17 protein-coding genes are annotated in these 18,731 nt (G+C 67.2%); 7 read left to right on the forward strand and 10 right to left on the reverse strand.

All coding sequences use genetic code 11. The features are described 5' to 3' along the window. Positions 1–42: 42 nt before the first annotated feature. Complete coding sequence (gene hrpA / locus ACQ66H_RS05210) at positions 43–4,176, forward strand: ATP-dependent RNA helicase HrpA (protein ID WP_430433098.1); 4,134 nt, start codon at positions 43–45, stop codon at positions 4,174–4,176. Positions 4,177–4,346: 170 nt separating this feature from the next. After that, positions 4,347–4,772: a nuclear transport factor 2 family protein gene (locus ACQ66H_RS05215; RefSeq protein ID WP_430433099.1), complete on the forward strand. Its 426-nt coding sequence runs from the start codon at positions 4,347–4,349 to the stop codon at positions 4,770–4,772. A 12-nt stretch (positions 4,773–4,784) separates the two neighbouring features. Here the strand turns inward: ACQ66H_RS05215 and ACQ66H_RS05220 are convergent, their stop codons facing one another. The 4 genes from ACQ66H_RS05220 to ACQ66H_RS05235 form a co-directional block, all read right to left on the reverse strand. Next, positions 4,785–5,441, reverse strand: a complete 657-nt coding sequence (locus tag ACQ66H_RS05220; RefSeq protein WP_430433100.1) for a BON domain-containing protein — start codon at positions 5,439–5,441, stop codon at positions 4,785–4,787. Then, positions 5,438–6,028: a phosphoheptose isomerase gene (locus ACQ66H_RS05225; RefSeq protein ID WP_430433101.1), complete on the reverse strand. Its 591-nt coding sequence runs from the start codon at positions 6,026–6,028 to the stop codon at positions 5,438–5,440. Before ACQ66H_RS05225 ends, ACQ66H_RS05220 begins: the two co-directional genes overlap by 4 nt. Positions 6,029–6,148: 120 nt before the next feature. Then, complete coding sequence (locus tag ACQ66H_RS05230; protein WP_430433102.1) at positions 6,149–6,520, reverse strand: HIRAN domain-containing protein; 372 nt, start codon at positions 6,518–6,520, stop codon at positions 6,149–6,151. After that, the gene (locus tag ACQ66H_RS05235; protein WP_019919311.1) at positions 6,504–6,866 is read right to left on the reverse strand and encodes a YraN family protein; all 363 of its coding nucleotides are present in this window, start codon (positions 6,864–6,866) and stop codon (positions 6,504–6,506) included. Before ACQ66H_RS05235 ends, ACQ66H_RS05230 begins: the two co-directional genes overlap by 17 nt. A gap of 128 nt (positions 6,867–6,994) precedes the next feature. On the opposite strand from ACQ66H_RS05235, the gene rsmI reads away from it, so the two are divergent. From rsmI to ACQ66H_RS05255, 4 genes are all read left to right on the forward strand, one after another. Next, positions 6,995–7,840, forward strand: a complete 846-nt coding sequence (rsmI, locus tag ACQ66H_RS05240; RefSeq protein ID WP_430433103.1) for a 16S rRNA (cytidine(1402)-2'-O)-methyltransferase — start codon at positions 6,995–6,997, stop codon at positions 7,838–7,840. Between the two features lie 135 nt (positions 7,841–7,975). Beyond that, positions 7,976–9,019, forward strand: a complete 1,044-nt coding sequence (gene pyrC, locus ACQ66H_RS05245) for a dihydroorotase (protein ID WP_430433104.1) — start codon at positions 7,976–7,978, stop codon at positions 9,017–9,019. A gap of 8 nt (positions 9,020–9,027) precedes the next feature. Continuing rightward, positions 9,028–9,459 (forward strand): hypothetical protein, encoded by a 432-nt coding sequence (locus ACQ66H_RS05250; RefSeq protein WP_430433105.1) that lies wholly within the window; start codon positions 9,028–9,030, stop codon positions 9,457–9,459. Positions 9,460–9,566: 107 nt separating this feature from the next. Beyond that, entirely contained in the window at positions 9,567–10,235 is a 669-nt protein-coding gene (locus ACQ66H_RS05255) for a DUF3025 domain-containing protein (RefSeq protein ID WP_430433106.1), read from the forward strand. A 446-nt stretch (positions 10,236–10,681) separates the two neighbouring features. Here ACQ66H_RS05255 and ACQ66H_RS05260 read toward each other — a convergent pair whose 3' ends face one another. The 3 genes from ACQ66H_RS05260 to ACQ66H_RS05270 all read right to left on the reverse strand — a co-directional run bounded on the left by ACQ66H_RS05260 (position 10,682) and on the right by ACQ66H_RS05270 (position 15,795). Next, the gene (locus ACQ66H_RS05260; RefSeq protein ID WP_430433107.1) at positions 10,682–11,860 is read right to left on the reverse strand and encodes an aminotransferase class I/II-fold pyridoxal phosphate-dependent enzyme; all 1,179 of its coding nucleotides are present in this window, start codon (positions 11,858–11,860) and stop codon (positions 10,682–10,684) included. 94 nt (positions 11,861–11,954) lie between these two features. Further along, complete coding sequence (gene secA / locus ACQ66H_RS05265; RefSeq protein ID WP_430433108.1) at positions 11,955–14,693, reverse strand: preprotein translocase subunit SecA; 2,739 nt, start codon at positions 14,691–14,693, stop codon at positions 11,955–11,957. Positions 14,694–14,826: 133 nt separating this feature from the next. Beyond that, a complete protein-coding gene (locus tag ACQ66H_RS05270; RefSeq protein WP_430433109.1) occupies positions 14,827–15,795 on the reverse strand; it encodes a M23 family metallopeptidase in 969 nt (322 codons plus the stop codon). Between the two features lie 21 nt (positions 15,796–15,816). Between ACQ66H_RS05270 and ACQ66H_RS05275 the strand changes: the two genes are divergently transcribed. After that, on the forward strand, positions 15,817–16,257 hold the full coding sequence (locus tag ACQ66H_RS05275) for a DciA family protein (protein WP_430433110.1): 441 nt from the start codon (positions 15,817–15,819) through the stop codon (positions 16,255–16,257). On the opposite strand, the gene ACQ66H_RS05280 is transcribed toward ACQ66H_RS05275, so the two are convergent. From ACQ66H_RS05280 to ftsZ, 3 genes are all read right to left on the reverse strand, one after another. Continuing rightward, positions 16,247–16,429, reverse strand: a complete 183-nt coding sequence (locus ACQ66H_RS05280) for a hypothetical protein (protein WP_430433111.1) — start codon at positions 16,427–16,429, stop codon at positions 16,247–16,249. The genes ACQ66H_RS05275 and ACQ66H_RS05280 overlap by 11 nt on opposite strands. A gap of 7 nt (positions 16,430–16,436) precedes the next feature. Next, entirely contained in the window at positions 16,437–17,381 is a 945-nt protein-coding gene (gene lpxC, locus ACQ66H_RS05285; protein ID WP_430433112.1) for a UDP-3-O-acyl-N-acetylglucosamine deacetylase, read from the reverse strand. Between the two features lie 115 nt (positions 17,382–17,496). After that, the gene (gene ftsZ, locus ACQ66H_RS05290; RefSeq protein WP_019919300.1) at positions 17,497–18,660 is read right to left on the reverse strand and encodes a cell division protein FtsZ; all 1,164 of its coding nucleotides are present in this window, start codon (positions 18,658–18,660) and stop codon (positions 17,497–17,499) included. Between the last annotated feature and the right edge of the window lie 71 nt (positions 18,661–18,731).

Here is an 18,731-nt window from a genome sequence, read left to right on the forward strand (position 1 = left end):
AATGGCGCCCTTTCTGCGCGACGCAGACCGCAGCCCGATCCGATGAAAGTGCAGCACCCCGATCTGAATTCCCTGCTCGAACAGTGCATGAGCCGCGACGCGGCGGCGATTTCGCGCGCGCTGCGCGAACTGCCGCCGGCGATGCGCGCGCCGGACAAGTGGCCGGCGAAGATTGCTGAACGCGTCGCGGCGTCGCAGGCCCGGGTCGCTGCGCGCCGTGCATCGGCGCCCAAGGTCGAGTATCCGGAAGAGTTGCCGGTGTCGGCGCGGCGCGACGAGATCGCGGCTGCGCTGGCGGCGCATCAGGTGGTCATCGTCTGCGGCGAGACCGGTTCCGGCAAGACCACGCAGCTGCCCAAGCTGTGTCTGGAGCTGGGCCGCGGCGCGCGCGGCCTGATCGGCCACACGCAGCCGCGACGCATCGCCGCGCGCGCCACCGCCGACCGCGTGGCGAAGGAATTGAACGTGCCGCTCGGCCGCGAGGTCGGTTTCGCCATTCGCTTCACCGACCGCACGTCGGAAGACAGCCGCATCAAGCTGATGACCGACGGCATCCTGCTGGCCGAAACGCAGCGCGACCGCTGGCTGGCCGCCTACGACACGCTCATCATCGACGAGGCGCACGAGCGCAGCCTGAACATCGATTTCCTGCTCGGCTACCTGCGCCAGCTGCTGCCGCGCCGGCCCGACCTGAAGGTGATCGTCACCTCAGCCACGCTGGACGCCGAGCGCTTCGCCAACCACTTCGCGCAAAACGGCAAGCCGGCGCCGGTGATCGAGGTGAGCGGCCGGCTCTACCCGATCGAAATGCGCTGGCGGCCGTTCGACGCCAACAAGGAGCGCGACCTCTACGACGCGGTGGCCGACGCGGTTGACGAAGCCTTCTCGTGTGGGCCGGGCGACGTGCTGGTGTTCATGCCGGGCGAGCGCGAAATCCGCGAGTGCGCAGAAACGCTGCGCAAGCATCACACGCGGCTGCCCGGCGTGAAGCCGGACATCCTGACGCTGTTCGCGCGCCAGTCTGCGCAGGAGCAGGCGCGCGTGTTCCAGGGCTCGAACGGACGGCGCGTCATCCTCTCCACCAACGTCGCCGAAACGTCGCTGACGGTGCCGGGCATCCGCTACGTGGTCGATACCGGGCTGGCGCGCGTCAAGCGCTACAGCTACCGCAACAAGGTCGAGCAGCTGCAGGTCGAGCCGATCGCGCAGTCGGCGGCGAAACAGCGGGCCGGCCGCTGCGGCCGGGTGTCCAGCGGTGTCTGCTTCCGGCTGTACGACGAGGACGATTTCAAGCAGCGCACCGCGCACACCGACCCGGAAATCCTGCGTTCGTCGCTGGCCGGCGTCATCCTGCGCATGAAGTCGCTGGGCCTGACCGACGTCGAGGAATTCCCCTTCATTGACCGTCCGGCGCCGCGCGCGATCGCCGACGGCTACCAGCTGCTGCAGGAACTGGGCGCGGTGGACGAGGAACGCACGCTCACCACGCTGGGCCGCGAACTGGCCAAGCTGCCGCTGGACCCGCGCGTCGCGCGCATGATCCTGGCGGCGCGCAATCATGGCGCGTTGAAGGAAGTGCTCATCATCACCGCCGGCCTGTCGGTGCAGGATCCGCGCGACCGCCCGGAGGAGCGGGCCGGCAGCGCCGACCAGGCGCACGCGAAGTTCGCCGACGAGCGCAGCGAATTCCTGTGGTACCTGAAGGCCTGGGCCGCCTTCGACGAGGTGTGGCATCACCAGTCGCAGGCCAAGCAGCGCGAGTGGTGCAGGGCGAACTTCCTGAACTGGCTGCGCATGCGCGAGTGGCGCGACGTGCACACCCAGCTGCACACGCTGTGCGCCGAGCACGAGTGGCCCGAGAACGAACAGCCGGCCGCCTTCGAGGCGCTGCACCGCGCGCTGCTGACCGGCCTGCTCGGCAACCTCGGCCTGCGCATCGAGGACGCGCGCGCCGGCGAGCCGCCCTATCTCGGTGCCCGCGGCATCAAGTTCTGGCCGCATCCCGGCTCGGCGCTGGCGAAGAAGGGCGGCAAGTGGATCATGTGCGCCGAGCTGGTCGAGACGACGCGCCTGTTCGCGCGCTGCATCGCGCGCATCGAGCCCGAGTGGGTGGAAGAGGTGGGCGCCCACCTGATCCGCCGCTCGACCTACGAGCCGCACTGGTCGAAAAGCCGCGGCGAGACGGTGGCTTGGGAGCGTGGCGTCATCCACGGCATCACGCTGTACGCCAAGCGCGCGGTGCAGTACGGCAAGACCGATCCGACGCTCGCGCGCGAACTGCTGATCCGCGAGGCGCTGGTCAATGGCGACGTCAGCGACGTCGCGCTGAAGCAGATGAAATTCCTGCAGCACAACCTCGACCTGATCGCGCAGATCGAGCGGCTGGAGGAAAAGCAGCGCCGGCAGGACCTGCTGGTCAACGAATCGCTGATCGAAGCCTTCTACGATTCCATCGTGCCGGCAGACGTGATCGACCTGCGCAGCTTCGAGCGCTGGCGCCGCGACGCCGAGCGCGACACCCCGAAGCTGCTGCATCTGACGCGCGAACAGTTGATGCGGCACGAGGCGGCCGGCGTCAGCAGCGAACGCTTCCCGGCGAAGATGGACCTGCTCGGTCAGCGCCTGAAGCTCGAATACCGGCACGAGCCGAATGCCGCCGACGACGGCGTGACGTTGACCGTGCCGCTGACGCTGCTGAACCAGATTCCGGCGGCGCGGCTGGACTGGCTGGTGCCCGGGCTGATCGAGGAAAAGGTGGTGCAGCTGGCGAAGACGATTCCGCCCAAGCTGCGCCACCGCATCCAGCCGATCAGCGGCTTCGTCGCCGATTTCCTCGCCCAGCAGCATGACCAGTCGGAGCCGCTGGTGAAGGTGCTGGCGCGTGCGATCGAGGTGTATGTCAGCCTCAAGCTGCCGCCGGACGCGATCCGGGCCGAGAACCTGCCGGCGCACCTGATCATGAACATCCGCGTGATCGACGAGCATGGTCGCGTGCTCGGCCAGTCGCGCAATCTGGCCGAACTGCGCACGCGGCTGAAGGACGAGATCGCGCGCCGCTTCGAGCAGGCGCGCATCGCATTGCCGGTGGCGCAGCCGTCCGCCGCACCGGCGGTCGCGCCGCCTCCGAACGACGCTGCGCCTGCGCGGGTGCCCGCCGCCGACAGCAAGGCAGCCAGCGCGCGCGGCAGCATGGCCGATGCACTGGCCGCGCTCGGCGCGCGCGACGCTGTCGCGAAAGCGCCGGTGCCGCCGCCGACAGCGAAGAAAGGCCGCGCCGAGCCCGCGCCCCAGGCGGCCGTTCCCGCGCAGTCGGCGGGCGAGGGCCGCTACACCAGCTGGGCCTTCGGCGAACTGCCTGAACTGATGGAGGTCGAGGTCGCCGGCCGCATGGTGATCGGCTTTCCGGCGCTGCAGGACGACGGCGACGCGGTCAGCGTGCGCGTGTTCGACACGCCGGAGGCGGCGCACGAAGTGCATCGCCGCGGTCTGCGCCGGCTGTTCGCGCTGGAACTGCGCGATCAGGTCAAGTTCATCGAAAAGAGCCTGCCCGGCCTGCGCGACATGGCGATGCAGTTCATGAACCTCGGCAGCGAGGCCGAACTGCGCGCGCAACTGGTCGCCGCCACGCTGGAACGCTGCTGCATGATGGAACCGTGGCCGCAGGATGCCGCCACCTTCGCCACCCGGCGCGACGAGGCGCGGCCGCGCATTTCACTGGTGGCGCAGGAGATCGGCCGGCTGGCCGGCGCCGTGCTCGCCGAGTACGCGGCGCTGAACAAGAAGCTGATCGCGCTGAAGGCGCACCCCGATGCCGGCGCCGACATGCGCGCCCAGCTCGACGCGCTGGTCGGCAAGCACTTCATCGAGCGCACGCCTTTCGAACGGCTGACCCACTATCCGCGCTACCTGAAGGCGATCGCGTTGCGTATCGACAAGCTGCGCAGCGATCCCGCGCGCGACGCGCGTGCGATGGCCGACTGGCAGTCACTGGCGACTTTGTGGGAGCGCGAGCGCATCGCCCGGGCGCGCGCCGGCGTGAGCGACCCCTTCCTCGATGAATTCCGCTGGCTGCTCGAAGAGCTGCGGGTGAACCTGTTCGCGCAGGAACTGCGCACCCCGGTGCCGGTCTCGGTCAAGCGGCTGCAGAAGATATGGGAATCGCGCTCGCACGGGTGAGGCGGCGACGCTTCCGTATGTGGGCGGCTTCGATGCAGGCTGTTATCGCGAGCAAGCTCGCTCCCACGAACCCCCGGCTCAGGCAGCGGCTTCGGTCTTTTGTCGGAGCGAGCTCGCTCGCGATTCGACTGTTGATCACCCGCCAGCGCCAGAAAAATGGAGATGTCCGAATGCCCGTCGATGACCGCCTGCGCACCTTGATGTCGGCTTTCGAGACGCTGACACCTGCCACCGTCAACATGCTCGCCGCGCTCTACGCCGACGACGCGCACTTCCGCGACCCGTTCAACGACGTGCGTGGGCGCGCCGCGGTGGCGCGCATCTTCAGCCACATGTTCGAACAGGTCGAGGCGCCGCGCTTCGAAGTGCATTCGGCGATGAGCGAAGGCGACGCCGCGTGGCTGGAATGGACCATGCACTTCGTCATGCGCAGTCATGCGCAGGCCATTGTCGGCGCAACCCGGTTGCGCTTCGACGCGCAGGGCCGGGTGGCCGAACACCGCGACTACTGGGATGCGGCGCAGGAGCTATACGAAAAGCTGCCGCTGATCGGCAGCGTGCTGCGCGCCATCCGGCGACGTCTCGCCGCCGGATAAGTCGGGCTCGGCTTACTGCTTCGGGCTGTTGTTGCCGCCAGCGGCGTCGAGGCGGCGCGCCTCTTCCGGGCTGACGATTTCGAAGATCGCCACCACCTTGCGCACGCCCGAGGTCGAGGCGGTGACTTCCTTTGCGGCCTTCGCTTCGGTTTCGGTCAGCAGGCCCATCAGATAGACCTTGCTCATTTCGGTCACCACCTTGACGTGGTTGGCCTTGACCCGTTGCGAATCGAGGATGCGCGCCTTCACCTTGGAGGTGATCAGCGCGTCGTTCGAGCGCTGGGTCAGCGAGGACACGCCGGCGATCTCGGTTTCGTTGCTGACGCCGCGCACGTTAGGCACCTCGCCGACGATGGCGGCGGCTTCTGCGCGCGTCGCTTCGTCGGCGACCTGGCCGGTCAGCAGCACGTTGCGGTTGTAGCTGGTGACGCTTACGTTGGCGCGACTGCCGAGCTTTTCGCGCAGGCGGTTGCTGGCACGCAGTTCGATGCCTTCGTCCTCGACCTGGGTGCCGCTGGTGCGGCGGTCCAGCGCCGACATGACGGCGGTGCCGGCGCCGGCGGCGACCACCGGGAAGCAGCCCTGCAGCACGGGTACCGAAACGCCGATCAGGGCGGCCAGCAGCAGCGGACGGGTAAAGGAAACGGTCTTGCGGGTTGTTGTCATCATTCGGTTCCTAGAAGCATGCAGTCGATGCCGTCGCACAGGCAGTGCAGGGTGAGCAGGTGGACTTCCTGTATGCGTGCCGTGCGTTCGGCCGGTACACAGATGTGGATGTCGCGGTCGGTCAGCAGTTCCGCGATGCGGCCCCCGCCGCGGCCGGTCAGTGCGACCACGCGCATTTCGCGCTCATGGGCCGCATGTACTGCCTCGATCACGTTGGCGGAATTTCCCGAGGTCGAAATCGCCAGCAGCACGTCGTTCGGCTGACCGAGGGCACGCACCTGCTTGGCGAACACCTGGTCGAAGCTGTAGTCATTGGCAATGGCGGTCAGGATGGAGCTGTTGACGGTCAGCGCGATGGCGGCCAGTTCGGGGCGCTCGCGTTCGTAGCGGCCGACCAGTTCGGCAGCGAAGTGCTGGGCGTCGGCGGCCGATCCGCCGTTGCCGCAGGCGAGTATCTTGCCGGTGGCCATCAGGCTTTCCACCATCAGTTCGACCGCGTCGGCAATCGGCGCGGCGAGAACTTCGGTGGACGAGAGCTTGGTTTGCGCGCTGTCGATGAAGTGCTCGGAAATGCGTGAAACCAGATTCATGAGAGCTCGCAGCGTTGGATGTGGCCAGAGTGTACCAAGATCGGCCCGGCAGGCCGTCTTTGTGAAGCCTTCTTGCAGTCCGATACCTGCGCTTGCAATTCAGTCGGGTGGCGAAGGCCCTCATCGACCCAGTTCGACCCAGACGTCCACGCGCAGCCGCTTCCACGGATCGGGGTCCGGCGTAAGCGCGCCAATGCGCGCGCTGAGCCGGGCGCTGGCGTCCATTTCGTCGGCCGCCTCGAAATTGGCGGCGCGCGGCAGATAGCCGATCATGACGCCGCGCCAGAGCACTTTCACCGCGCGCGTGTCGTAGCGGTTGCCGGGTTCGCGCTCCAGCGTCAGCGCATCGCCCACCGTGAGCTGCGGCCACACTTCGGCCAGACGGTGGTATTGCGCACCGGCGAGCGGCGAACGCTGCGCCAGCAGACGCAGGCCGTCGGCCTGTGCGCAGACGCAGGCGAGCGCAAGCAGAGCGCTACAGACCGAACGCATCGCGTATCCAGTCGATGCTGCCGGCGTCGAGCGCCGACAGCGCGATCACGTCGAAGCGGGCCGGGCGGGCCTGCGCGCGTCGCCCCTGTTCGGCCAGCCAGTGCTGCGCGGCGCGGATTAGCCGTGCCTGCTTGACCGGACCGACACTGGCGGCGGCGCCACCGAAGCGGCCGTCGCGCCGCATGCGCACCTCGACGAAGACCAGCGTGTCGCCGTGCTCGCACACCAGGTCGAGTTCGCCGTCGCGCCAGCGCAGATTGCGGCCAAGCACGCGCAGGCCCTTGGATTCGAGAAAGCGGGCCGCGAGTTGCTCGGCGGCGGCGCCATGCTGCGCCCGCGTGCTCATGGATGCTTGTGGCGACCGGCAGCGACGCTCAGAATGGCGGGCCGCCCGCACTCCGCCGCCCGATGGACACGCTCGATCTTCCTGCTTCCACTCACGACGACACTCCATCCGAATTCAGGACATCGGCATTGTATGTCGTCGGCACACCCATCGGTCATCTGGGCGAACTGTCGGCGCGTGCCATCGGCGCCTTGCGTGCGGCCGACCTGATCGCCTGTGAGGACACGCGCGAAACGTCGCGTCTGGCGCGTCACCTCGGCCTGCGCGCGCAGCTCGTCGCGGTGCATGAGCACAACGAACGCAGCGGCGCCGAACGGCTGATCGCGGCGCTCGCCGACGGCAAGCGCGTGGCGCTGGTGTCGGACGCCGGCACGCCGGCGGTGTCCGATCCGGGCGCACGTGTCGTGCGCGCGGTGCAGGAGGCCGGTTTCCGTGTAGTGCCGATCAGCGGGCCGAGTGCGGCCGTGGTGGCGCTGTCGGCCAGCGGCTTGCTCGACGCCCAGTTCCGCTTCGTCGGCTTCCTGCCGGTCAAGTCGGCGGCGCGCCGCAAGGTGCTGGAGTCGCTGCGCGACCAGGACTGCGCGCTGGTGTTCTACGAAGCGCCGCATCGCATCGTCGAATGCGTGGCCGACATCGCGGCGGTGATGCAGCCGGCGCGTGAACTGGTGATCGCGCGCGAACTGACCAAGCTGTTCGAACAGATCGTGCGCCTGCCGGTGGGCGAGGCGCCGGCCTGGCTGGCGGCCGATGCCAACCACCAGCGTGGTGAATTCGTGCTACTGCTGTCCGGCGCGCAGCCGGAAGAGGGGCTGGACGAGGGCGCACGCCGCACGCTGGACCTGCTGCTCGACGAACTGCCGCCCAGCCGCGCGGTGAAAGTGGCTCAGGCCATCACCGGGGCGCCGCGCAAGCTGCTGTACGACTACGCGATGGCACACGGCGTCGATGCGCCGCAGGACGACGAAGCCGACTGATTGGCCCGCGAGGTCTGGCCGCTTCCTGCCACTCTGCCGTTCCGGTTGGGCGGGCAGGCGACTATGCGGGATAATCCGAAGTCAAACTTCGCCGGCGCAGCGCCGGCAGGTCCTGCTGACTGGATTGGAACGCTCTTGAACCGACTGACCCTCACCCGCCCCGACGACTGGCACCTGCATCTGCGCGATGGCGCAGCCCTGATGGCGGTGCTGCCGGATACCGCGCGCCGCTTCGCGCGCGCCATCGTGATGCCGAACCTGCGCCCGCCGGTGACCACCGTGGCGCTGGCCGGCGCCTATCGTGAGCGCATCCTGGCCGCGCACGCGGCCACGCCCGGTCTGCCGGCCTTCGAGCCGCTGATGACGCTCTACCTGACCGACAATACCTCGCCCGACGAGATCGACCGCGCCTGCGACAGCGGCTTCGTCACGGCGGTAAAGCTCTACCCGGCGGGCGCCACCACCAATTCCGATTCCGGCGTGACCGACGTGGCGCGCTGCGATGCCGCGCTGGCGCGCATGGCCGAGCGCGGCCTGCCGCTGCTGATCCACGGCGAAGTGACCGACGGCGACGTCGATGTGTTCGACCGCGAGGCGGTGTTCATCGAGCGCGTGCTGCGTCCGCTGCTCGCACGGCACCCGGCGCTGCGCGTGGTGTTCGAGCACATCACGACGAAGGATGCGGCGGAATTCGTCGCCGCGGCCGGCGACAACATCGCGGCCACCGTCACTGCGCATCACCTGCTGATGAACCGCAACGCCATCTTCGCCGGCGGCGTGCGGCCGCATCATTACTGTCTGCCGGTGCTCAAGCGCGAGGTGCATCGCGAGGCGCTGGTGGCCGCCGTCACCTCCGGCAACCGTCGCTTCTTCCTCGGCACGGATTCGGCGCCGCACGCGAAGGGTGCGAAGGAAGCCGCTTGCGGCTGTGCCGGCTGCTACACCTCGCACGCCGGCATCGAGTTGTACGCCGAAGCCTTCGACGCCGTCGGCGCGCTCGACCGGCTGGAAGCCTTCGCCAGCTTCAACGGTCCGGACTGGTACGGCCTGCCGCGCAATACGTCGCAGATCACGCTGGTCCGTGAGTCGTGGGAGGTCAAGGCCAGCCAGGAATTTGCCGATGGTGATGTACTGGTGCCGCTGCGCGCGGGTGAGCGCGTTGCCTGGCGAATCGAGTGAACCCATCCATGACACGACACCTGCGCCTTCTGCTGCTGCCGCTTGCGGGCCTGCTGGCCGGCTGTGAGATCGACAACGCGGCTTTCATGATCGAGGGCAAGGAACACGCCCTGATCATCAACCGCGAGAAGCCGTACTTCTGGAGCGACCAGTACGAACTGGCGGTGATCGTGTCACGCATGCCCACCTGCCAGCGCCGCTTCGACATGAAGCCGGCGCGGCTCAACACCGCCGTCGTCACCGTGTTCGACGGCGGCGAGCCCAACCGCTACATCCTTCGTCAGGGCTCCAGCCGCTGGTATGCGGTGAACACCACCGACTGCGTGTTCTCGGTGATCGACAAGCCGGCGACCGAACCGCCGGCCATCGGCGCCTTCCGCAAGAAGGACGAGCAGTTCACTTTCGTGCCGGTCAAGGCCGGAGCGGCAGGCGCCTCCTGAGCGCGACGCTGGCCGACCGCGTCGGCAGCGGACCGCTGCACGCGGGCATTCGTCATCTGCTGGCACACCTGCCTGGCGCCACGCCTCCTCTGGCCGCAGAACTGGATGTGCTCGCCGCCGGGGTGGGGCGTCCGGTGACCGAACGTGGCCGGCCCATCTCTTTCGTTGCGGATGCGACTGCGGAAGGTGGCTATGAGGCCCGCATCGCTGCGACCGGCCGTGTTGCCACCCGTGATGCAAACTGGCATGACCTGTTCAACGCGCTGGTCTGGCTGCGCTACCCGCGCATCAAGGCGGCGATGAACGCGCGCCACTGCATCGAGATTGAGACCCGTCCCGGCGGCGAGCGCGGCCCGGTGCGCGACGCGTTCACCCAGTTCGACGAGGACGGGCTGGTACTGGTGAGCGACGATGCGGCGTTGATCGACGCGCTGCGTTCGCACCGCTGGCGCGAGGCGCTGTTCGAGCGGCGCGGGTCGGTCGAACGGGCGGCGCTGCACGTGATCGGCCACGCACTGATGGAAAAGGCGCTGGCGCCGCACTTCGGCCTGTGTGCGAAGGCGCTCTACCTGCATGCCGAAGAAGTGCCGCCGGGCGACGAGGCGCTCGACCGCTGGCTCGCCGCCCGCATCACGGAAGGCGCCTGGCCGACGTCGCCGCGCGATCTGAGGCCCTTGCCGGTGCTCGGTCTGCCCGGCATGACCTCAGCGAACACCGATCCCGCCTACTTCGACGACACCCGCCAATTCAGACCGCTGCCGGCGAAGCGACGGTAACGCGTTCGACTGGCACGGACTTCATCGCGAGCACGCTCGGTCCCACAGGAAACCCGGCGCGGACGGCGGAGTGGGCGTGCTTTTTGTGGGAGCGACCTCCGGTCGCGATGCGGCTTTGGCAAGTGGCCGGCTTCGGTGCCGGCTGCTATCGCGAGCGAGCTCGCTCCCACAGTCTTTGGCACTGGACCGAGCGGGGGACCTCTGTGGGAGGCAGCCATTGCTCCCGACGGAGCCTCGGGTCTGGTGCCTCACCCAGTTCACCGCCAACGTCGTGGTCAGAAGGCCCCTCCCACAGAACCCCGGCTCCTGCCCCGGATCGGGCATGGTCCCTGTGGGAGCGGCCTTGGCAAGCCGCCGGCCTCGTTACTGGCCGCAATCGCGAGCAAGCTTGCTCCCTCAAAGCCCCGCTGGCTCGTGGTCCAACCGCTACAGCGAGCGCGACACCTTCACGACCGCAGGCCAGCGACGAATCTGCCCAGGCGTGACAGCCCTTCCGTCAGGTCTTCGGTCAACGCGGCGCAGGACAGGCGGACGTGACGTTCCGGGTCGAGTTCGCTGAAGTCGCGGCCGGGCGTCAGCGCAACGTGGGCCTCCTGCAGCGCGCGCTGGCAGAAGGTCCAGGCATCCAGCCCGGTGTGGCGCACGTCGAACCAGGCGTAGAAGGCGCCATCCGGCGGGACGTTGACCGGCAGTCCGATGTCGGCGAGGCCCGCGATAACCTGTGCGCGGCGCTGCGCGAATTCGCTGCGGCGCGCCTCGCAGACCGCGATCGACGCCGGCGTGAAGCAGGCCAGCGCGGCGAACTGTGCTGGCGTCGGCGGGCAGATGTAGAAGTTCTGCGCCAGCCGCTCGACCACCGGCACCATGACCTCCGGAATCACGCACCAGCCGAGGCGCCAGCCGGTCATGCCGAAGTACTTGGAAAAGCTGTTGATGACGACGGCGTCGGGGTCGCTGGCGAGCACTGTCTGCGCCGGTCGCCCCTGCGCGTCGGCATCCTGCAGGTTCAGATAGATCTCATCGATGATGCGCCAGGCATCGTGGCGGCGCGCCCAGTCGCAGATGGCCGCGAGTTCGGCCGGCGGCACCGCGGTGCCGGTCGGATTCGACGGCGTGGCCAGCATCAGCCCGCGGGTAGTGTCGCTCCAGTTCGCCCGCACGGTCGCGGCGTCGAGCTGGTAGCGCGTCGCGGCGGTCGTCGGGACGAGCTTCACGCGTGCGCCGAAGCTGCCGAGGAACTGCCGGTTGCAGGGATAGGACGGGTCGCCGACGATCACTTCGTCGCCCGGGTTGACCAGCGCTGCGGTGACCAGCAGCAGTGCGGCGGACGCACCGGCCGTCACGACGATGCGTGAGGCAGGGATGTCGAGGCCGTGCATCTGCCGGTAGAAGCCGGCGATGGCCTGTCGCAGTTCGGGCAGACCGAGCGCGGCGGTGTAGGGGATGGGCCGGCCGTCCATCAGGTCGCGCATCGCGCCGATGACCGCCGGCGGCGCGCCGAAGTCGGGTTCGCCGATGTTCAGCTTGATCACGCGATGGCCCTGCGCTTCGAGTGCGGCGGCCTGCTTGCCGATCTCCATCGCGAAGAAGGGCGATATCGACTGAGCGCGTTGCGATGCTTTCATGCGACCGATCATCTCCACATGTAGTGCCGTGCCTGCCTGTCGCAGCAAAGAAAAAGGCGGCCCGCGGGCCGCCTCCTTCATTGCCCAGCCGGGCTCAGGCGAGGCGGCCGTGGCACTGCTTGTACTTCTTGCCCGAGCCGCAGGGGCAGGGGTCGTTGCGACCGACCTTGGGGCCTGCGGCAGCCGGCTGTGCCGGTGCGTTGTTGCCGGCCGGTGGTGCCAGCGGATCGACGCCTTCGCCGGCCATTGCCGGATCGAAGTCGGCGTGGGTGAAACGCATATTGTCGAGCGGCGGCGGTGTCGGTTCGCTTTCCTCGATCTGTTCCGGCGAGCGGATCTCGACGTTCATCAGCACGCGGGTGACTTCGCCGCGCACCTGATCGAGCAGGCTTTCGAACAGTTCGAAGGCTTCGCGCTTGTACTCCTGCTTCGGGTTCTTCTGCGCATAGCCGCGCAGGTGGATGCCTTGGCGCAGGTGATCGAGCGCGGCGAGGTGTTCGCGCCAGTGGCTGTCCAGACTCTGCAGCATCACATTGCGTTCGAACTGGCTGAAGGAATCACCACCGACCAGTGCGACCTTGACCGCGTACTGCTCGTCCGACAGGTCCTGCGCGCGCTTGAGCAGGTCTTCGTCGGCGAGGTTGGGCTCTGCCGACAGCCATTCCGCGAACGGCGTATCGATGCGGAACTCGGACAGGAAGGCGGCCTGGGCACCGGCCAGATCCCACTGTTCCTCGACGCTTTCGGCCGGCGCGTACTGGCGGAAGGTGTCTTCGAGCACGCTGTGGCGCATCGCCGTAATGGTTTCCGAAATGCTCTCGGCTTCGAGCAGCGCGTTGCGCTGTTCGTAAATCACCTTGCGCTGGTCGTTCGACACGTCGTCGTATTCGAGCAGCTGCTTGCGGATGTCGAAGTTGCGCTGTTCGACCTTGCGCTGCGCCGATTCGAGCGAGCGATTCACCATCGCGTGCTCGATCGCCTCCCCCTCCGGCATCTTCAGCCGCAGCATGATGGCGTTCAGTCGTTCGCCGCCGAAGATGCGCATCAGCGGATCTTCCAGCGACAGGTAGAAGCGCGACGAGCCCGGGTCGCCCTGGCGGCCGGAGCGACCGCGCAGCTGGTTGTCGATGCGGCGCGATTCGTGGCGTTCGGTGCCGATGATGTGCAGGCCGCCGGCGGCGATCACCTGTTCGTGCAGCGACTGCCATTCGCTGCGCAGCTTCTCGACGCGCGCGGCGCGGTCGGCGTCGCCCATGCTCTGGTCCTGCTCCAGCGCCTGCACCTGCTTCTCGACATTGCCGCCGAGCACGATGTCGGTACCGCGACCGGCCATATTGGTGGCGATCGTGATCACGCCGGGCCGGCCGGCCTGGGCGACGATCTCGGCCTCACGCTCGTGCTGCTTGGCGTTCAGCACCTGGTGCGGCAGCTTTTCCTTGTTCAGAAGACCGGACAGCAGCTCGGAGCTTTCGATCGAGGTGGTGCCGACCAGCACCGGCTGGCCGCGTTCGTGGCAGTCCTTGATGTCGGCGATCACCGCCGCGTACTTTTCCTTGGCCGTGCGATACACCAGGTCGTTCATGTCCTTACGGATCATCGGCCGGTGGGTCGGGATCACCACGGTTTCCAGACCGTAGATCTGGTGGAATTCGTAGGCTTCTGTATCGGCCGTACCGGTCATGCCGGCCAGCTTGCCGTACATGCGGAAGTAGTTCTGGAAGGTGATCGAGGCCAGCGTCTGGTTCTCGGCCTGGATCTGCACGCCTTCCTTCGCTTCGACCGCCTGGTGCAGACCGTCGGACCAGCGGCGGCCCGGCATCAGGCGACCGGTGAATTCGTTGACGATGATGATTTCGCCGTTCTGAACCACGTACTGCTGGTCGCGGAAATACAGGTTGTGCGCGCGCAGGCTGGCGTAGAGGAAATGCACCAGCGTGATGTTGGCCGGCTCGTAAAGGCTGCGGCCTGCTTCGAGCAGGCCGTGCTGGACCAGGATATCTTCCGCGTGTTCGTGACCGGCTTCGGTCAGCAACACGGTATGCGCCTTCTCGTCAACCCAGTAGTCGCCCGGGCCGTCCTCGACCTCGCAGCGGGTGAGCAGCGGTGCGACCGCGTTGAGCTTCACATAGAGGTCGGTGTGGTCGTCGGCCTGACCGGAAATGATCAGCGGCGTGCGCGCTTCGTCGATCAGGATGGAGTCCACCTCGTCGACGATGGCGAAGTTCAGGCCGCGTTGCACGCGCTCGCCCTGCGAATACACCATGTTGTCGCGCAGGTAGTCGAAGCCGAATTCGTTGTTCGTGCCGTAGGTGATGTCCGAAGCGTAGGCGGCCTGCTTCAGGTCATGCGGCATGCGCGACAGGTTCACGCCGGTCGTCATGCCGAGGAAGCCGTACAGCTTGCCCATCTGTTCGGCGTCGCGGCTGGCGAGGTAGTCATTCACCGTCACCACATGCACGCCCTTGCCGGACAGCGCATTCAGGTAGACCGGAAGGGTCGCGGTCAGCGTCTTGCCTTCGCCGGTGCGCATTTCGGCGATCTTGCCCGAATGCAGCATGATGCCGCCGACCAGCTGCACGTCGAAGTGGCGCATGCCGTGCACCCGCTTGCTCGCCTCGCGCACCACGGCGAAGGCTTCGGGCAACAGGTCGTCGAGGGTTTGCCCGTCGGCCAGACGCTGCCGGAACTCGGCCGTCTTGGCGGTGAGGGCTTCGTCACTCAATCCGGACAGTTCGGATTCCAGTGCATTGATGCGGGCGATGACCGGACGGTATTTCTTCAGCAGGCGATCGTTGCGGCTGCCGAACAGCTTGGTGAACAGGGATGCAATCATCGAAGACAGAAGCCCGGCGCGGGCAAACCGATGGCGGAAAAGACGGCGATTCTAGCATGTGCCCGTTGGCAGCCCGGTGACGGCGGGGGCGCCGGGCCGGCGCTGCGGGAGGCCTGCCCGAGGCGGCCCGGTTTCAGTGTGCGTGAGTATCGGCGGATGCCTGGCGCGCGTTCGCGGGAAGCGCCTTGCGGGCCAGTTCGAGGAACCGGTTGGGGTTCTGCGCGACGTCCTTGACGCGCACTTCGAAGTGCAGGTGCGGGCCGGTCGAGCGACCGGTGCTGCCGACCTCGGCGATCTTCTGACCACGGCGCACCACCGTGCCCGGCGCGACCAGCAACTTGCTGGCGTGCGCGTAGCGGGTGACCAGATCACGCCCGTGATCGATCTCGACCATGTTGCCGTACTGCGGATGGAAACTGGCCGTGGTCACGACGCCCGCTGCCGCGGCGATGATGGGCGTGCCCACCTCGGCGACGAAGTCGACGCCCTCGTGCATCGCACGCGAGCCGTTGAACGGGTCGATGCGCCAGCCGAAACCGGAGGCGTTCCAGGTGCCGCCGTTGACCGGTAGCGTGGACGGCACCAGCGACAAGGTGGCCTGATCGAGCAGCAGCTCCGATTCGATCACGCCGAGGTAGTCGTCCTGCTGCGCCAGCAGATCGGAGAAGTGCTTCATCTGCGCTTCGAGTTCGTCCGCAGACAGCGTGTTCTCGTTGATCAGCGGGCCACCGCGACCGGGCGGTACGCTGTTCACGACGGGTTCAGGTGCCTTGACGCCGGCGAGCTTGGCCAGCCGGGTGCCCAGCGTGTCGAGCTGTATCAGCTGGGCCTGCATCTGCCCCAGCTTGACCGCCATCGTGTTCAGATTCTCGCGCACGAACTGTTCGCTGCGCCGGATTTCCTCGTTGCGCGCTGCGGTGATCAGTTCGTCGATCACCGGCAGTCGCCACTCGCTGGCGTGCTTCAGCGTGATGAACGAGAACGCCGAGGCGAGCATGAAAACGAGTACCGTGAAGGCGAACAGTGCGCCTGCGAGGTGCCACGGCCGGATGGTGATGGCCTTGGCGGTTGTCAGGCGGTCGGAAACCAGAATAATCTGCACATCCGCTCCCTAAGTCTTCTTATGTCTGCCCGTCGCCTGCACGACCATCTCAATGCACAGGACTCGCTGGCAAATCTGGCGTCGCACGTCAGGCAGATCGCCCGCGTGCAGAGAGCCTACGAAAAATTTCTGCCAACCGAACTGACGCAGGTCAGTCGGGTGCTGAACGTGAAGCAGGGTGTCGTGGTGGTCAGCGCTTCGTCTGGCGCTGTTGCCCACCGGCTGAAGCAGTTGTTGCCCAGCGCAAGGCTGGCACTGCAGGAAAGTTGCGGCGAGGTTACCGAAGTCAGGGTGAAGGTGCAAGCATTTGATCCGCCTCGGATTACTGCCCCTGTCCCACCCCGGCCGGTCAGCGAATCGGCGCGTCGGGAACTGCTTTCCGGGGCTGCGGCGCTCGACCCTTCGAGCCCGCTGCGCAGCGCGCTGGAGCTGCTGGTCGCGCGCGCCAAAGCTAAAGGATGATCACGCGTTCCAGCAGGAACAGCGCGAAGATGCCCAGCGTCGCGATGACCGCGTAGCGGAGAAGTGTCCAGGCGAAATTCAGGTAACGCGGGTCTCGCGTCAGCACATAGCCGAGAAACGATGCGCCGACGGTGATGATCAGCAGGATGCCGATCAGGCGCAGTATCAGCACGTGCTGCTCAGGCGAAGGCCGGGGCCGAGCCCGTGTCGTTGACCAGCGGCCGGTACTGGTTCGACACCGCGGACGGTGTCTGCGCGGGTTGGTCGAAGCTCGCCCACTCCCAGGCGCCCTCCTGCGCCAGCAACGCATGCAGCAGCGCGTTGTTCAGCGCGTGGCCGGACTTGTGCGCGCTGAAGGCGGCAAGCAGCGGGTGGCCGAGAATGTACAGGTCGCCGATGGCGTCCAGCACCTTGTGCTTCACGAATTCGTCGGCGTAACGCAGGCCGTCACTGTTGAGCACGCGGTACTCGTCCATCACGATCGCGTTCTCCAGGCTACCGCCCTGGGCGAGACCGTTCTGTCGCAGGTACTCGACTTCGTGCATGAAGCCGAAGGTGCGCGCGCGGGCGACGTCGTCGATGTAGGACTGGTGGGCGAAATCGACCTTGACCTGGGTGCCGGTACGCTCGATCGCCGGGTGGCGGAACTCGATGGAGAATTCCAGGCTGAAACCTTCGTACGGGTCGAGACGTGCCCACTTGTCGCCGTCCTTCACCTCGACCGTCTGCAGCACGCGGACGAACTTCTTCGCCGCTGCCTGCTCGACGATGCCGGCCTGCTGGATCAGGTAGACGAAGGTGGAGGCCGAGCCGTCCATGATGGGCAGTTCGGGCGCGTCAACATCGACGAACACGTTGTCAACGCCAAGGCCGGCAAGTGCCGACATCAGGTGCTCGACGGTCGAGATCGTGGCGCCTTCGCGGCCGATGCAGGAAGCCAGGCGCGTATCGCCGACGGCGTGCGCGTCGGCACGCAGTTCGACCGGCGGCGTCAGATCGACGCGCCGGAATACGACGCCGGTATCCGCCGGGGCGGGGCGCAGCTCCAGATTGACCTTGAGGCCGGAGTGCAGGCCGACGCCGGTGGCGCGGACGATGGAACGGAGGGTGCGTTGCCGGATCATGGCGGACAGGACGACTGAAAGCGAAAGTTCAAGTTTACCTCACCTCCGCGTCACGTCCCTGTAACAGGGCGTATCCGTCCGGCCGGGCGGCCGGACGGGTGCAGCACAGCCGGTATCAGTCCGCCTGTTTGCGCAGGAAGGCCGGAATATCCAGCGTTTCGACGCCATTGGCGCGCATGGCTTCGACCGCGCTCGACGCGGTGCGGCCACCGCGGCCGCGCATCACGGCCGGGATGTCGAGGTGCGAGTAGTCGGTGCCCATCGCGGCGGCCGGCATCGCGACGTCGTCGGTGCCGGTGCGGATGATGGTCATCGGCGGCTTGCTGCTCATCGCGCGCGGTGCGCCGAGGCCGGTGGCAACCACGGTCACGCGCAGGCGGTCTTCCATCGAGTCGTCGAACACCGTGCCGAAGATGACGTGGGCGCCCTCGGCGGCGAAGGCACGCACGGTTTCCATCGCGTCCTTCACTTCCTTCATCTTCAGCGAGCGGCTGGCGGTGATGTTGACCAGCACGCCACGCGCGCCCGACAGCTCGACACCTTCGAGCAGCGGGCTGGCGACAGCCTGTTCGGCAGCGATGCGTGCGCGGTCCATGCCGGCGGCTTCGGCCGAGCCCATCATCGCGCGGCCCATCTCACCCATCACCGTGCGCACGTCCTGGAAGTCAACGTTCACCAGGCCCGGGATGTTGATGATTTCGGCGATGCCGCCGACGGCATTGCGCAGCACGTTGTCGGCAGCCTTGAAACCGTCTTCCAGGCTGGCGTCCTCGCCGAGCACTTCCATCAGCTTCTCGTTCAGCACGACGATGAGGGAGTCAACGTGGCGGGCGAGTTCGTCGATGCCGGATTCAGCGGCGCGCATCCGGTTTTCGTAATCAAAAGGCTTGGTGACGACGGCGACGGTCAGGATGCCCATCTCCTTCGCCACTTCCGCGACGATGGGGGCGGCGCCGGTGCCGGTGCCGCCGCCCATGCCGGCGGTGATGAACACCATCTCGGCTCCGCGCAGCTGGTCGGCGATGTGTTCGCGGTACTCCTCGGCGGCGGTGCGGCCGACTTCGGGCTTGGCGCCGGCGCCGCGGCCGTTCTTGCCGAGCTGGATCTTGACCGGGGCGAGGTTGCGGGTGAGTGCCATGCCGTCGGTGTTGGCGGCGATGAATTCGACGCCGTTAACACCTTCACGGATCATGTGATCAACCGCGTTGCCACCGGCTCCACCGACGCCGATCACCTTGATCACCGCACCCACCGGTTCCTTGTCGAGAATCTCGAACATATCCGCCCTCCTGTTTTCCACGAACGCCTCCGAGCCTGAAGGCTCTTATGGCTACAAAACGCGCGCCACCA

The sequence above is a fragment of the Methyloversatilis sp. genome (assembly GCF_965284615.1).
GTDB lineage: Bacteria > Pseudomonadota > Gammaproteobacteria > Burkholderiales > Rhodocyclaceae > Methyloversatilis.

Bases quoted from the DNA above. Each gene is read 5' to 3' on its own strand.
- hrpA (WP_430433098.1), top strand. From the start codon at position 43: ATGAAAGTGCAGCACCCCGATCTGAATTCCCTGCTCGAACAGTGCATG.
- ACQ66H_RS05215 (WP_430433099.1), top strand. From the start codon at position 4,347: ATGCCCGTCGATGACCGCCTGCGCACCTTGATGTCGGCTTTCGAGACG.
- ACQ66H_RS05220 (WP_430433100.1), bottom strand. From the start codon at position 5,441: ATGATGACAACAACCCGCAAGACCGTTTCCTTTACCCGTCCGCTGCTG.
- ACQ66H_RS05225 (WP_430433101.1), bottom strand. From the start codon at position 6,028: ATGAATCTGGTTTCACGCATTTCCGAGCACTTCATCGACAGCGCGCAA.
- ACQ66H_RS05230 (WP_430433102.1), bottom strand. From the start codon at position 6,520: ATGCGTTCGGTCTGTAGCGCTCTGCTTGCGCTCGCCTGCGTCTGCGCA.
- ACQ66H_RS05235 (WP_019919311.1), bottom strand. From the start codon at position 6,866: ATGAGCACGCGGGCGCAGCATGGCGCCGCCGCCGAGCAACTCGCGGCC.
- ACQ66H_RS05250 (WP_430433105.1), top strand. From the start codon at position 9,028: ATGACACGACACCTGCGCCTTCTGCTGCTGCCGCTTGCGGGCCTGCTG.
- ACQ66H_RS05260 (WP_430433107.1), bottom strand. From the start codon at position 11,860: ATGAAAGCATCGCAACGCGCTCAGTCGATATCGCCCTTCTTCGCGATG.
- secA (WP_430433108.1), bottom strand. From the start codon at position 14,693: ATGATTGCATCCCTGTTCACCAAGCTGTTCGGCAGCCGCAACGATCGC.
- ACQ66H_RS05275 (WP_430433110.1), top strand. From the start codon at position 15,817: ATGTCTGCCCGTCGCCTGCACGACCATCTCAATGCACAGGACTCGCTG.
- lpxC (WP_430433112.1), bottom strand. From the start codon at position 17,381: ATGATCCGGCAACGCACCCTCCGTTCCATCGTCCGCGCCACCGGCGTC.
- ftsZ (WP_019919300.1), bottom strand. From the start codon at position 18,660: ATGTTCGAGATTCTCGACAAGGAACCGGTGGGTGCGGTGATCAAGGTG.